We start from the raw sequence: 14050 nt of genomic DNA on the forward strand, positions 1-14050 counted from the left end.
AATTAACAAAATAAAGCCCCGAAAACAAGGTTTTCAGGGCTTAAAACCGGATATTAGCCTAAAAGACTATTTTCAATAAAGCCGTGTTTTTTTACGACTTGATCAAGTTCCTTCATTGTTTCCAATAAAGGTTTTAAATTATTAAGCGGCCACATGTTTGGCCCGTCGCTTAATGCATTTTGCGGATCAGGGTGTGTTTCCATGAAGACACCTGAAATCCCTGCCGCAATTGCGGCACGTGCCAAAACCGGCACCATTTCGCGTTGGCCACCAGAGGTGGTTCCTTGACCACCCGGTTGTTGCACAGAGTGGGTAGCATCAAACACCACAGGGCAACCCGTTGAACGCATTTGCGCCAAACCGCGCATATCAGAAACGAGAGTGTTGTAACCAAAAGAGGTTCCACGGTCACAAACCATAATATTTTCATTACCGACTTCACGCGCTTTTGCCACGACTTGATCCATATCCCAAGGCGCTTGGAACTGGCCTTTTTTGATATTAACCGGCAAACCTTGCTTACAGACATTTTGGATGAAGTTGGTTTGACGAACTAGAAACGCAGGGGTTTGCATTACATCGACAACAGAAGCGACTTCATCCAGTGGCGTGTCTTCATGCACGTCAGTTAATACCGGTACGCCTATTTCGTCTTTTACTTTTTGCAAAATACGTAACCCCTCTTCAATTCCTAAACCACGGAAGCTAGAAGTTGAGGAGCGGTTAGCTTTGTCGTAAGAAGACTTATAGATAAAAGGTATGTCTAGCTCATCGGTCAATTCTTTCAGCGCTGCGGCTGTGTTCATCGCCATTTCTTCAGACTCAATAACACAAGGCCCGGCAATTAAAAATAAAGGCCGATCCAAACCGACTTGGAAATTACATAGCTGCATTACGATTTACCTTGTTTGTGAGTGTTTGCCGCATTGACAAAGGCACTAAATAACTTATGGCCTTTACGTGGTGTAGAAGTGAATTCCGGGTGGAATTGACACGCCACAAACCAAGGGTGCTCAGGAATTTCAATCGTTTCAACCAGAGTACCGTCTTCTGAACGACCGGCGAACTTTAGACCAGCTTCTTCCAGCCGAGCAATATAACCGTCGTTTACTTCATAGCGGTGACGGTGACGCTCGCGGATATTAGTTGCTTGGTAAATTTCAGCAATCTTAGAGCCTTCAGCAAGCTGACATTGTTGCCCGCCAAGACGCATGGTACCGCCAAGATCAGTTTGTTCGTCACGCTCAATAACATTACCGTCTTCATCGGTCCATTCCGTAATAAGCGCAACCACTGGATGCGGAGTTTGTGCGTTCAACTCTGTTGAGTGTGCCTTTTCAAGGCCTGCAACATGGCGAGCGTATTCAACAACGGCCATCTGCATACCCAGACAGATTCCCAAATAAGGAACTTTGTTTTCGCGAGCAAACTGAATTGCTTTGATTTTACCTTCAACACCGCGCTCACCGAAACCACCAGGAACCAGAATTGCATCTTTGTCTTTAATAGCGGACAGATCCGTACTTTCCAGCTCCTCGGAATCGATGTAATCGATATTGACTTTAGTGCGACTGTGGATGCCTGCGTGAATCAAAGATTCAATTAATGATTTGTAAGCCTCAGTCAAGTCGGTGTATTTGCCAACCATGGCAATATCGACTGTTCTCTCAGGATTAAGCTGGTCATTAACCACTTCGTCCCAATCCGATAGATCAACCGGCTTGGCGTCGATATTTAAACGTTCAGTGACTAAATTGTCTAAACCTTGTTCATGCAACATACGTGGCACTTCATAAATGCTACGAGCATCCAAAGAGTTGATTACCGCACGCTCTTCAACATTGGTAAACAGTGCAATTTTGCGTTTCTCGCTGTCCTCAAGTGCTTGCTCCGAACGGCATACCAAAATATCAGGTTGGATACCGATTGAACGTAACTCCTTAACGGAATGTTGAGTCGGCTTGGTTTTTACTTCACCTGCAACGGCAATATATGGAAGTAAAGTTAGGTGCATAAATAATGAATTAGCACGCCCTACTTCAATGCTTAATTGACGAATTGCTTCCAAGAATGGCAGGGATTCGATATCGCCAACGGTACCGCCTACTTCAACCAGAGCAACATCATAACCAGCCGCTGCGGATTTTATACGATTCTTAATTTCATCGGTGATGTGAGGAATGACCTGAACGGTTCCACCAAGATAATCGCCTCGGCGTTCGTTGCGAATAACCGTCTCATAGACCTGGCCGGTCGAAAAACTGTTGCGCTTTGTAAAATGACGCTCAACAAAACGTTCATAGTGACCCAAATCCAAGTCAGTTTCGGCGCCGTCGTCAGTGACAAAAACTTCACCGTGCTGCAATGGGCTCATAGTACCTGGATCAACATTGATATATGGATCCATTTTTAACATGCTGACTTTCTGGCCGCGTGCTTCCAGTAAAGCACCAAGCGAAGCCGCTGCAATACCTTTACCAAGTGAAGATACTACGCCACCTGTTACAAAAATATATTTCGTCATTAGGGTCACTTTTTAGAGAAAAAAAAAGAACTTGAAACATAAGAATTCAAGTAATCAGAATGGATGCACATTATAGCGAGTAAGTGCTTATTCAGCAATGTCTTTCCCAAAAAAACGTCATGACTTAAGCGATCGTTTTTTAGGATTAGGTCGTTACCTCAGTGCCAATTTAACTAAAGTAGCTGCATCCAACGCCATAATTGTTTTTGAGTAACGGTTCTTGTGGTGAATTTAACACCTTCCAATGGGTGCTTCTTGGTTATACCAAGCATAAAAAATTCCATTTCACCGCTTGCCGTATTGTTGTGCAGCATAACAGGCCACAAGCCTCTTTCCCAAGTTGGAATTTGATTGGATTGAAAGAACGTTTTGATACGCTTTTTGTTATCTGAATACCATGTCAAATTCATTGTTTTGGCTTGAGTTAAGGTGATTACCTCAAAAGTATTGGCCGCCTTGATAGATTCCTCTGGTAAACGCCATAAAAAACAAATAGCCGAGCTACTTTCAGCAGAATCATTACTCAATAAAAATGAGGAATTATTATTTTGTTCCTGTTTCGACAAATCGTCCGGTAGCAAGTAAAGTCGATTTTTGAAAACACGTAGTGATAAGTCTTCCGGTAGTTTTAACTTACCACTGCAATGATGCTCATCCAACCAACTTTGTTGCAACCATTGCAGTACTGCATTATTTAGTTTAATCGGATAAGCGCTATGATTTTGTAGCCAATAACGAAAAACATTTTTCTGCTCTGAGCAATCTAACTCTGCATTTCTTGTTAGGTAAAGTTCATTAAAATCGGAATCTTTAAGCTGCAATTTTGCCAGCTTATTCAGCAAATAACTCGCTTCTTGAAGGTTTTCTGCCGTTTTTGCCAAGTTTTGAGAGGCATTTGGAATAGATTCTTGCAGTTGCGGCAAAATTTGATTTCGTAACCAATTACGACGAAATTGTGGATTTTGATTTGAACCGTCTTCAATCCACATTAAGTCATGTCGTTCTGCATAACCAAGGATTTCAGCTTTCGAAAAATTAAGTAGCGGTCGAATATGCCATTTTTGATTTTTATTTTGCACTGCCAGCATTGCGCCAAGCCCAGTGACGCCAGTCTGGCGAAGCGCATTCAATAAAAAAGTTTCGGCCTGATCATTTTGATGGTGCGCGGTAAGCAGGACATCATTTTTCTGTAATTGTGCAAACAATATTTTATAACGTGCTTTGCGTGCAGCTTGCTCCAAGCCTTGTCGTGAGCGATTTTCAATCGTAATTTGATGACTTACAAAGTCAATTTGCCAATGATGACAAATGTCTCCACAAAAGTTTTCCCAGGCATGGGCTTCAGGCTGTAAATTGTGGTTGATATAGATCGCACGAATTTTATTATTTGGCTGTTTTTGTTGCCAAATTCTACATAGATGCAGCAAAACAACTGAATCAACGCCACCACTTAAAGCGATAACGACCGATCGACCTTCTTCGTAATCAAAAGAAATTTGGGAGGTTAATAGATCTTGAAAATGTTGCTGGAACACGCTATCGGAGAGAAGCGGTGTTTTCAGCTTTTCACAAGGATTAGACAAACTGTTATGGAGGCAGTAGAAATGACTTTTAGTGGCTAAGGCGGATGGGGTTAATAGTTCACTCATTTACAATCATTATCCTTGCTATCAAAGCCCAAAAACAATGATAGCAAGTCAGGAATTTTTAACCTTCAAAATTACCGTAACTCATATAGCGGTCATAGCGTTTTTTCAGCAGCTCTTCACTAGAACGCGTTTTTAGTTCACTCAATTGGCCTAAAATCGCTGTTTTTAGATTACCAGCAGCTATATGGTAATTGCGATGCGCGCCGCCTAAAGGCTCATCAATAATTTTATCAACTAAACCTAACTCTTTAAGGCGTGCTGCCGTGATTCCAAGCGCTTCAGCAGCATCGGGGGCATTTGCAGCATTTTTCCATAGGATGGAAGCACAACCTTCCGGAGAGATAACCGAATAGGTTGAATACTGCATCATCATCGTGACATCACCAACACCAATTGCCAGCGCTCCGCCAGAGCCGCCTTCACCAATAACAGTACAGATAATCGGAACCTTTAGCTCGGCCATCTCGATTAAATTACGAGCAATTGCTTCCGATTGACCGCGTTCTTCGGCATTGATACCAGGATAAGCACCCGGAGTGTCGATAAAGGTTACGATTGGCATATTGAAACGTTCTGCCATCTTCATCAGGCGTAAGGCTTTACGGTAGCCTTCTGGACGCGGCATACCGAAATTACGGCGAATTTTTTCTTTTGTATCCCGCCCCTTTTCTTGCGCAATCAACATCACAGGTTGACCGTCGATGCGAGCTAAACCGCCAACAATTGCTTCATCATCAGCAAACGCTCTATCGCCGTGAAGTTCTTTAAACTCATCAAAGATTAGAGGAATATAATCCGTTGCATACGGGCGTTGCGGATGGCGCGAAACCTTTGAGATTTGTACGTCACTTAACTTGCTAAAAATCGATTTTGTCAGGTTAGCGCTCTTCTCTTCCAATGCAGAAATTTCTTGGATCAAATCCATGTCTTCGCCTTCTAAATGGCGCAATTCATCAATTTTTGCTTCAAGTTCTGCAATCGGTTGTTCAAAATCCAAAAAGTCTAATTTCATAAGTTTCCATCTCTAGACAATGCTTATTTATGCGCGCATTTTAACAAAGTTAACGGGCAGTTACTGAATTTGTGTTAGGGAAACGCGGAATAAGTCCAAATGACTTCAGGTAAAGCAAACATGCGTCTTAGCTGGCCGATTATTTATGATCGTATTTAGATCTGATAAAAAGGGAATACTGCGGCCATCTGTTCAACGCTGTTTTTTTAATATTCAGATTTTACCTTTATAAGTAAATGCTTAATAATAGGCAGGTGAAAATTAACAACCAATCGTTAGGGATAAGCATGAACTCAACAAAAAAGTGCCTAAACAGAAATATCCACTCAGTAATCTTAGCTTCATTACTGGCTGCCAGCAGTTCGACTGCTATGGCTGAAAATGGATTTAAAGGAAGTGGCGAATTAGGTTACAGCGATATGTCTGGTAACACCGAAAGTACCTCTTTATATGCCTCTCTTAAGCTCTCCTACACTCAGGATGTTTTTGAAATTAAGTCGCTAATTGAAGCGAATTACCAAGAGGAAGGTGGTGATAAAACCCAAGAACGCTACCTTGTTGATCTTCAAGGAAATCGCTATTACAACGGCTCTAAAACTTACTATAGTTTTCTTGGCGCTCGTTTTGAGAAGAGTTTCTCTGAAGGAATTGATTTAGATTCAACTTACACCGGCGGTTTAGGTCGCACACTTTATAAAACCGATGCAACCAAATTGACCGGTGAACTTGGTGTAGGTTACCAAACGGTTGATTACTCAACAGCATTCGGTGGTGGTAGCGATGATAATACCATCGGGCGTGTTAAAGCGGATTTAACTCATACCTTTAATGAAAATGTCGATTTCACTCAGGACTTAATCACTACGGTTGGCATTAGTGATAAAAACACGAAAATCGAAGCAAATTCCGCTCTAAAAGTGAAACTTGCTGAAAAAATGCGTTTGAGTGCCGGCTTTAAATATCGCCGTAACTCGGATCCGGCAGCAGGTGCTGAGAAAGTCGATAAGCAGACATTGCTGACACTGGTTTTTGATTTCTAGGCAATTAAATCACTTTGTTTTTAACAAATGATTTAAGGAAACACAGCAATAAGTCCAAATGGCTTCAAACTCTTTGCTGAAGTTAATGGGGCTTTATTCTGCGTTTCCTTCAAGGTCACTTATTACTGTCACAGATTGGTGACTTACCTCATAACCATCTATACGTCTTTATATTTTCTTAAGTTATGATAAATCGCTAGCATGGTTTGATGAGAATTGGAATTTTTAAAGATATCAATTCCTTGCGGAGCATTCCAGAACACCATTTCAGAATTTAAGTGTGCTAACACTGTTGATACTGTTTCTTTGCAAAATAGCGCTTCTAAAATACTGGTATCCGGTAACGTCATTTCATCCTGTTGTAATAAGGATTCAATCGCAATTTCAAAACTTTTATAAACGCCATACCATTTATTATCCGGTGTGACAAAGAACCAAATACCGTGCAGCGAATCAAGAGCATCCTCATAAGCTTGAGCAGCTATTTGGCACCAGAATTTAAGCTGTAAACAATTGATTGCCCCCCAAAAGCTATTTTTGTCCGGCATTAGACCAATTAAACTAGCAACGCCTTGATGATCGCTAAAGCCTAATGCTTCGATGAGCTCGACAATCGCCAGAGGATCATTGGTTTGCGGATATTGAATTAGGGCTTCACGTAGTAGACGCCCAAAATTTTGATTGGCATCGAGAATTTCATGTTTTGGGTAAACTTCCGACATACCTGGCACTACAATACGACAGGCCTCAAAACCATATTGATTGTAATTAGCAACATAGACATCGGTTCCTTGTTGATAAACCAACTCGCAAAGATATTGCCACTGCGCATCAACATCGCCACTAAAATCCCACGCAACAAAGTCAAAATCGAAATTGTGACTGACAAAATTAGCGTGAATCAATCCACTTGAATCAATAAAATGATTTTCGATATTTTCGTCGCAAGCAACTGAGAATTCATCAAAACTCGGTACCTGAAAGCCGTCTAACTCTTTTAGATGTCGACCTTGTAATGATTCGGTAAGTGTTCGCTCTACGGCCACTTCAAAAATAGGGTGTGCGCCAAACGAGGCAAAACATTGCCCGGATTTTTGATGATAAAGAGTGACATTTATGACCGGGAATTTCCCGCCTAGAGAAGCATCACGGACTTCAATAAAAATACCTTCTTCATTTAATGCGCTGATTGCCTGAACGATATCAGGATATTGCTGTAAAACGTCTTCTGGAACCAGCGGTAAGCAAAGGTTTTCTAACAGAATTTGATTTTTGACCCAGCGCTCAAACACTTCTGATAAACCTTGAACTTGCGCTTCAAGTGCACTATTACCCGCGGAAAGGCCATTGCTGGCATAGAGATTTGAAAAAAGATTCATTGGGAAATAGTGCGTTGTCTCCTCTTTTTGCGAAATTAATGGCAAAGCACGGATTGAATCAACATGGTCATTGAAACTTAAAAAACTATCGAACTCGAAATCATCCTGCGCAAATTCTGCGTAGTTTTCCGAGTCACTTAAATTCGAATAGTATTCCCATAGTGTCGGACTGAGCATTTCACGGAAGTTCTCCCTTGTGAACTGCTTTTCATTCGGATAATACAGCCAATCTCCTGTACTGGCTGCATAATCTTGTTCAAGCCAATAGTCCGAAAAGAAATAATTGGTTGAAAGACGCTCAAGAAACTCCCCTAATGCACTGGCATAACAGGATTTTTCCGAAGCCCCTTTACCGTTAGTGAAGATGCCGGGACAACTTTTTTCAAAGATATGCAGTGAATGAATATGTGGCACCGGATTTAGCTTTAGCCCTTGCTGTATATCAAAGCCGATTTCCTTAGTAATCGATTCTAAATTATGAATCGACTGTTCCAAGCTTCTGACTTTGCCTTTGATAAATGTTTGTTCGCTCACAGGAGCTCCTTGAATAGTTTTTGCAATAAAAGTATTTGTTTTTTGGTTAAGTTTTTTTAATGAGAGATAATTCTCATTATCGGTAGAATGGCTTTGGGTTTACCTATTTTTCTTCACATTATGCTCGGAGGCTCTATGAAGAAATCACTCACTGCTTTTTTTGTTCTAACCGCTGTAATGGCTTCGCCTGCAATGGCAGAAATGCCAGGTAAAGTGCTGCATGATGATGCAAATTGCATGAAATGCCACACTGATAATCCTTACTCAACGAAAAAAACACCGACCTATCCAAAATTAGTTAAAGCTGTTCAGTTTTGTAACGACAACTTAAACGCGGGTTGGTTTGAAGATGAAGTTGAACAGGTTGCAGATTATCTCAACCAAACTTATTACAAGCACCCAAAACCTTAATCGAATTTATTTTTGATGCTATAAAACAATAATAATCATTGGTAGAACAAAAAAAGCCATACTCGATAAAGTATGGCTTTTATTTTTTAAAGAGCATCTGTCTCTAGTTTGAATTTCGTTTGATTCTATCAGTCAGTTCTCGCAAGTGCTGCACCTTGTCTCCTCCAGCCATCTCAATGCCTTCTTCGTACAACTGGTCTTTGGCATCTGCCAAGACTTTATCGATCGCTTCAATCATAAAGTAGTGATAAGTTGTTTTACCAATCTCCTGCCAGTCACGATTTTTGGCTGACCAAAGTGTGTTCAACTTCGGTTGTTCTGACAAGATTTTATCAACCTGTTCCAGCATTGCGATTGCCGGTACGATGCGTTCGGAAGCATACAGCGGACGGTTGTTTTCGTGATAGAAGGTTTTACGGTGATATTTCACCAAATCGAAAACCGGAACCAAATCATTTAATTTAACCGCCATGGCTTCACGCTGCGCACGTTCGATGCGATCTAAGGTCATTACCGGTGCATCGGATTTCCAGCGACCAAAAACGATATAAAGGTTGTTCCGCTCAACAAAATAATGTTTTCCTTCACCAAGTTTCATGGTTGATTGTTTCGGAACAACATAATCTAAGCGCTGAGTGTCAAGCTTAGTGGTATCTTTCCAGACTTCCCATCCGACGCCGTAACCTAGCGCCATGGCTTCTGGATCTTCTTTTTTTATCATCGGAATACAAGAACTACCGTAATCATGTCCTTCTACATAATCTTGAACTTCAACTAGATAGTCGCCATTATTTTGTACTGATTTAACCGTGCCGACAATAAAAGCATCGTCCTTAATATTCCCTGCCGGAAATGCCACAAAAACATGGCTGCCCTTCTGGAAATTGTGCAGCTGCGCTAAAGCTGATTGGCTTCCCAGCAGCCATAGACAAGCCATAAAAAATAGTTTTTTAGAGAGATTTTTACGTAAGTTTTTTTTGAATTGCATCATCTAATCTTTATTATCGATTTTTACATTAAGAACATCGCATTTTGCTTCTTGCAGAACCGAATGACTGGTACTACCAATAAATGCACGCCAAGCGGAATGACCATGAAAACCGATCAAGATACAATCCACCTGATTCAGTTCGGTAAAAGTACAAATTTCTCGTGCCGGATGACCAATTTTGATTTCGGTATTAAGCACGGAATCAACTGGTTTAAGTGCAGAGATTTCTTCTTTTAGAGACTGCATTTTATGTTTGGCGGCCTGTAATAAAACCTCTGTTGTTTGTTGATCCCAAACACCGGGTATGCCGCTGACAGCATTATCTTCAAGAATAGGATTAATCGGCAATTCAATCACATGCAAAACGGTTATTTGAGCCTGGTACTGTTGTGCCATGCAGATAGCACGTTGCAAGGCTGCATAACTGGATTTTGAGAAATCCATCGCAACCAATAAATGTTGATAAGGAGATTGCTGAACGGTTTGCATGAAAGCTCCTAAAGTCAATGCGGTTGAAGTTGTACACAGTTTCTGTGGATAAGCGTGTGTGTAATAGTTTTGTAATGCTCCAAAGTCCTTATACATCAAGCACTTTTCTATGGCTGATTATATTTTAAGCACTATTTTAGTTACAAGATTCAACCTTCAATAAAGTATGAAATTTGCCATTCCTAATAGGCTAAGTCAGTCATTCTTTTGAGCTATTTTTTTACGCGCCAAACGTTGTTCAATGGTTTCAGCGACTTCATTACGTAAATACAGCGGCATTGGCAAACCTTCTTCTAGAGTTTGGCTATTCGGGTAATACGCCTCTGCAAGGCGTAACATAGCATGTGCATTTGGAAGCGTGTCATGATACACCGGTTGAGCATGAGCAATTTCCGGATATTCCTTTTCAATATCACCAATAACAATCATCGTTTGGCCACTTTTTTCAGCCTGTGCTTGGATAACTTGTAATTGTTCAGTAACGTCTAGAGGCGTTAATAACGTTGTTTTATCAGCTTGCCATGGCTGTTTATCAGCAAGACTATAGGTACCCTGCTGTAGGTAAATCTCATTCATACGGGCATCCATTAAAGCCACCCAGATAACCGGACGCGTTCCTGCTTCCGCTTTTACCAGCTGGTAAGCCATTGACTCTAGTGATGAAATTGCTAAAAACGGAGTCTGCCAACCTAGCGCTAATCCCTGTACAATTCCAGCTGCAATGCGAATTCCGGTAAAAGCCCCAGGCCCTTCGCCAAATGCGATTAAATCAACTTCTTGTCCAGAAATGCCGGCTTGTTTAAGCACATCATCAATCATTGGCAAAATGCGCTGAGCATGTTTTTGAGGAGTCATTTCATGAATCGCGTGCACTTCACCTTTATATAATAGTGCAACAGTACAATTTGCTGTTGAAGTGTCTAATGCCAAAATAGTTTCAGGAGCGGTGGTATTCGCCATAGTTGTTTCCGGTAAATGTTGTAAATATTTATTCTAAAAAGTGAAGGGCGTCTTCCGCCTTGTAAACCCAGTTGAATGGTGGCAAGCTATCACTAATAGTCTTCCCATAGCCTTTGGAAGACAGTCGCGGATCACATAGCATTAATACGCCACGATCTTCTAAATCACGTATCAAACGGCCGGCACCTTGTTTCATTGCAATGACAGCTTCAGGTAGCTGAAAATGTACAAAGCCGTTTAAACCTTTCTCCTTTAGAAATTCTTCACGCGCTTTGACAATTGGATCATCTGGCGGAGCAAAAGGAATGCGATCAATTAAGACAAACTTGAGTGCTTCGCCTTTAACATCAACGCCTTCCCAAAAACTACTGGTGCCCAGTAGTATCGGTGATTTTGTTTCTCTAAAGCGTTGTAATAAAACTGATTTAGGTTGATCTCCCTGTACCAGTAAAGTGCCATGCCAGTGCTCTTCCAAAATCTCTCTTGCCTCTTGTAAAGCTCGGTGACTGGTGAAAAGCAGGAAAGCTCTACCATCACTGCTTTTTAATAGTGGCCATGCCGCACGTAGACAAATTTTGATATAGCGCGGGTCTTTGGGCTCCGGCAATCCAATTGGGTGATAAATAACCCCTTGTTTGACATAATCAAAAGGACTCAGCCAATTTGCGGTTTGTGCATCCGCTAAACCGAGCCGCTTGGCAAAATAATCGAAATTATTACGTACACTTAAGGTCGCCGAAGTAAATAGCCAGCTACCGCCTAAGGCTTCACGCTGACGACTAAATGGGCCGGATACATTCAATGGAGTTAGGTGCAAACGAAAACGCCCCATTGACGACTCAATCCAACGGATTTTATTTTCTGAATCTTCGGAACGCCAATCATTGAATTGTTCCAAAAACTCCTTACAACGTTTGTGCACTGTCGTAATCTGCTTGCCACGTTCGGTAAGTTGTTTAAGGCTATCAGTTAAATGTGTTAGGGACTGAATGGTTCGTTTCAACTGATTCTGAAAAGCGATCTGCTCTTCAAGCTGTTCCCAAGTCCAACGTTTTTCCCATTTTCCAAGCGACTCATTTAACAATTTAACCTGCTCTTGAAACTTATGCGCTTGATCGCTTACGGTTTGCGATTCAGTGGCTTCGGCTTTTTGTGCTTGAGTAATATCTCGAACCAACTCGTCGAGCTGAGCACGTGAAATGCTAAACCCAAGGAATTGGGCAGCGATATCCGGTAATTGATGGGCTTCATCGAAAATATAAATGTCAGCTTGTGGCAGTAGTTCGCCAAAACCTTGTTCTCGCAAAGCTAAGTCAGCACAGAATAAATGATGGTTAACAACCAGTACTTGGGCATCTTGGGCTTTTTGTTTTTGTTCGGGATAAAAACAACCTAAATCACTCGAGCAATCAGCGGCTTGACAGAATTCAAGGCGCGCACAAGTTTTACGCCAAATCGGATCAGATTCAGGAATTTCGGCTAATTCTGCCCGATCGCCGCTAACGGTTTGTTCCTCAACCCACTCACGAATCAAGCCAAGTTTTTTCCAGTCCTGCTTAGAATGCTGCTCGACAGTTTCGGTAATCTCTAGACGCTGCGGACAGACATAGTTATCTCGCCCTTTAAGCAATTGTGGTTTGCCTTTAATTTGGCATACTTTAAAGAGCATCGGTAAATCTTTTTGCACCAGCTGCTCTTGTAAGGTTTTTGTCGCTGTAGAAACAATTACCTTTTTACCACTTAATAGCGCCGGTACAAGATAAGCAAAGGTTTTACCGGTTCCGGTACCCGCCTCGGCCAATAAGGTATCTTCACTCTCAATTAAATCATGTACCTGCTCGGCCATCTCTAATTGTGCCTGACGTGGCGCATACCCATCAACCATCTCGCTAAGAATTCCGTCAGTCCCCATAACCGCGTCGATTGTTAACCGTGTTGCTTTAGATTTTTTTGCTGCCGCCATTGAATATCAACCATATTAAAACTGCCGCCATTATACTGGAATCTATACAGGATTCCCTTCCGTACTGTATTGATTTTTGGAAAGCGCTAAATACAATTTTCAATACACCGTTTTCTGTCTAAAATTCTTGTTGATAGTTGTGTTGATAAGCTCTGAATAAAGTATTTCAAATAAACTTGATTATAAGCTGGACATTATCAATTCCTTAGCCTATAATCCGCGGCTTCAAATATTTGAACTTAAGCTGAATTGGTTTAGAAATATTCGGCACAGAAAAATGGATATATCAGATGAAAATTCTATCTTCACTAAAATCTGCTAAGACTCGTCATAAAGACTGTCAAGTTGTTAAGCGTCGCGGTAAAGTTTACGTAATTAACAAAACTAACCCTAAGTTTAAAGCTCGCCAGCGTTAATCTTAGGTCGCGTTTTTAAAACGCCGCAGATTAAAAAAGCGCCCTGATCAGGCGCTTTTTTCGTTTTATAACCCGTTGAAATTAAACGAGTTATGCCCTTCCCAATAATACTCATACCGTAAATAGTACCGTAAAAGTTTTTCTTTAATTCGCCGCCAGCCCCCTTTCTTCTGGTCTACTAAGAATCATATTTACATCTAAGAGAAGTAAAAAATGCTTTTCTTTGCTCCCATAAAAACTCACTCCATAACATAAAATTTCATGCTCACTCTAAATTACCGCTTTTTTGGGCTAGTTTAGCCGGGCTTTCTCAAAACCGTACTTTATATTTGCTTTGAACCTAAACGTAAGGAGCAAATTTGATATGCATTCCAACTCAATTTCATTAATTAGCCTGCAAGATTTAGCACAAGCACTGAGTCTTTCGACAACTTCTATCTATAGATTCCTTGACCAAACAAGCAAGCATTACGATCCAACATTTCCAAAACCGTTCAAGTTAACCCCCAAAACTGTCCGTTGGAGCTTAGAACAAGTCGAACTTTGGCTTGAAAAAAAGCAATCCTGTAAAGCAGAAGAAGGCTCTGCCAATTTGACAGACTGAGCCTTTTCCACAGAACACAAAATGAGCTTTTTAAAAGAGGAGGAGCCTAGGAAAGTAGATATTGAATAGATTACGCAG

At 41.2% G+C, this 14050-nt stretch carries 13 protein-coding genes; 4 read left to right on the forward strand and 9 right to left on the reverse strand.

Annotated elements, in window-relative coordinates; all coding sequences use genetic code 11:
- Positions 1–53: 53 nt before the first annotated feature.
- The 4 genes from kdsA to J3998_RS03430 form a co-directional block, all read right to left on the reverse strand.
- Positions 54–893: a 3-deoxy-8-phosphooctulonate synthase gene (kdsA, locus tag J3998_RS03415; RefSeq protein ID WP_208147992.1), complete on the reverse strand. Its 840-nt coding sequence runs from the start codon at positions 891–893 to the stop codon at positions 54–56.
- Positions 893–2524 carry a CTP synthase gene (locus tag J3998_RS03420; RefSeq protein WP_208147994.1) on the reverse strand — a complete coding sequence of 544 codons (1632 nt, stop codon included), beginning with the start codon at positions 2522–2524 and terminating at the stop codon, positions 893–895. The genes kdsA and J3998_RS03420 overlap by 1 nt, the downstream gene beginning before the upstream one ends.
- Positions 2525–2697: 173 nt before the next feature.
- Positions 2698–4173 carry a tRNA lysidine(34) synthetase TilS gene (gene tilS / locus J3998_RS03425; protein WP_208148004.1) on the reverse strand — a complete coding sequence of 492 codons (1476 nt, stop codon included), beginning with the start codon at positions 4171–4173 and terminating at the stop codon, positions 2698–2700.
- Between the two features lie 58 nt (positions 4174–4231).
- Positions 4232–5185 (reverse strand): acetyl-CoA carboxylase carboxyltransferase subunit alpha, encoded by a 954-nt coding sequence (locus J3998_RS03430; RefSeq protein WP_208148006.1) that lies wholly within the window; start codon positions 5183–5185, stop codon positions 4232–4234.
- A gap of 287 nt (positions 5186–5472) precedes the next feature.
- Here J3998_RS03430 and J3998_RS03435 point away from each other — a divergent pair, with 287 nt between their 5' ends.
- The gene (locus J3998_RS03435) at positions 5473–6225 is read left to right on the forward strand and encodes a DUF481 domain-containing protein (protein ID WP_208148009.1); all 753 of its coding nucleotides are present in this window, start codon (positions 5473–5475) and stop codon (positions 6223–6225) included.
- A gap of 158 nt (positions 6226–6383) precedes the next feature.
- Here the strand turns inward: J3998_RS03435 and J3998_RS03440 are convergent, their stop codons facing one another.
- Entirely contained in the window at positions 6384–8138 is a 1755-nt protein-coding gene (locus J3998_RS03440; RefSeq protein ID WP_208148021.1) for a YcaO-like family protein, read from the reverse strand.
- 135 nt (positions 8139–8273) lie between these two features.
- Between J3998_RS03440 and J3998_RS03445 the strand changes: the two genes are divergently transcribed.
- Positions 8274–8549 (forward strand): hypothetical protein, encoded by a 276-nt coding sequence (locus J3998_RS03445; RefSeq protein WP_208148023.1) that lies wholly within the window; start codon positions 8274–8276, stop codon positions 8547–8549.
- 103 nt (positions 8550–8652) lie between these two features.
- Here the strand turns inward: J3998_RS03445 and J3998_RS03450 are convergent, their stop codons facing one another.
- From J3998_RS03450 to yoaA, 4 genes are all read right to left on the reverse strand, one after another.
- On the reverse strand, positions 8653–9537 hold the full coding sequence (locus J3998_RS03450; RefSeq protein WP_208148025.1) for a hypothetical protein: 885 nt from the start codon (positions 9535–9537) through the stop codon (positions 8653–8655).
- 3 nt (positions 9538–9540) lie between these two features.
- A complete protein-coding gene (locus J3998_RS03455; RefSeq protein WP_208148027.1) occupies positions 9541–10029 on the reverse strand; it encodes a universal stress protein in 489 nt (162 codons plus the stop codon).
- Positions 10030–10224: 195 nt separating this feature from the next.
- Entirely contained in the window at positions 10225–10989 is a 765-nt protein-coding gene (gene tsaB / locus J3998_RS03460) for a tRNA (adenosine(37)-N6)-threonylcarbamoyltransferase complex dimerization subunit type 1 TsaB (protein WP_208148039.1), read from the reverse strand.
- A 28-nt stretch (positions 10990–11017) separates the two neighbouring features.
- On the reverse strand, positions 11018–12952 hold the full coding sequence (yoaA, locus tag J3998_RS03465) for a DNA repair helicase YoaA (RefSeq protein WP_208148041.1): 1935 nt from the start codon (positions 12950–12952) through the stop codon (positions 11018–11020).
- A gap of 290 nt (positions 12953–13242) precedes the next feature.
- Here yoaA and ykgO point away from each other — a divergent pair, with 290 nt between their 5' ends.
- Both ykgO and J3998_RS03475 read left to right on the forward strand, forming a co-directional pair.
- Entirely contained in the window at positions 13243–13368 is a 126-nt protein-coding gene (gene ykgO / locus J3998_RS03470; protein WP_084205718.1) for a type B 50S ribosomal protein L36, read from the forward strand.
- 364 nt (positions 13369–13732) lie between these two features.
- Positions 13733–13972, forward strand: a complete 240-nt coding sequence (locus J3998_RS03475) for a helix-turn-helix transcriptional regulator (RefSeq protein ID WP_208148043.1) — start codon at positions 13733–13735, stop codon at positions 13970–13972.
- Positions 13973–14050: the final 78 nt, after the last annotated feature.

The organism is Thiomicrorhabdus marina (assembly GCF_017571465.1).
In the GTDB taxonomy this organism is placed as follows: Bacteria; Pseudomonadota; Gammaproteobacteria; order Thiomicrospirales; family Thiomicrospiraceae; genus Thiomicrorhabdus; species Thiomicrorhabdus marina.

Excerpts from the sequence above, each read along its gene's own strand:
- kdsA (WP_208147992.1), bottom strand. The coding sequence starts at position 893 with ATGCAGCTATGTAATTTCCAAGTCGGTTTGGATCGGCCTTTATTTTTA.
- J3998_RS03420 (WP_208147994.1), bottom strand. The coding sequence starts at position 2,524 with ATGACGAAATATATTTTTGTAACAGGTGGCGTAGTATCTTCACTTGGT.
- tilS (WP_208148004.1), bottom strand. The coding sequence starts at position 4,173 with ATGAGTGAACTATTAACCCCATCCGCCTTAGCCACTAAAAGTCATTTC.
- J3998_RS03430 (WP_208148006.1), bottom strand. The coding sequence starts at position 5,185 with ATGAAATTAGACTTTTTGGATTTTGAACAACCGATTGCAGAACTTGAA.
- J3998_RS03435 (WP_208148009.1), top strand. The coding sequence starts at position 5,473 with ATGAACTCAACAAAAAAGTGCCTAAACAGAAATATCCACTCAGTAATC.
- J3998_RS03445 (WP_208148023.1), top strand. The coding sequence starts at position 8,274 with ATGAAGAAATCACTCACTGCTTTTTTTGTTCTAACCGCTGTAATGGCT.
- J3998_RS03450 (WP_208148025.1), bottom strand. The coding sequence starts at position 9,537 with ATGCAATTCAAAAAAAACTTACGTAAAAATCTCTCTAAAAAACTATTT.
- J3998_RS03455 (WP_208148027.1), bottom strand. The coding sequence starts at position 10,029 with ATGCAAACCGTTCAGCAATCTCCTTATCAACATTTATTGGTTGCGATG.
- tsaB (WP_208148039.1), bottom strand. The coding sequence starts at position 10,989 with ATGGCGAATACCACCGCTCCTGAAACTATTTTGGCATTAGACACTTCA.
- yoaA (WP_208148041.1), bottom strand. The coding sequence starts at position 12,952 with ATGGCGGCAGCAAAAAAATCTAAAGCAACACGGTTAACAATCGACGCG.
- ykgO (WP_084205718.1), top strand. The coding sequence starts at position 13,243 with ATGAAAATTCTATCTTCACTAAAATCTGCTAAGACTCGTCATAAAGAC.
- J3998_RS03475 (WP_208148043.1), top strand. The coding sequence starts at position 13,733 with ATGCATTCCAACTCAATTTCATTAATTAGCCTGCAAGATTTAGCACAA.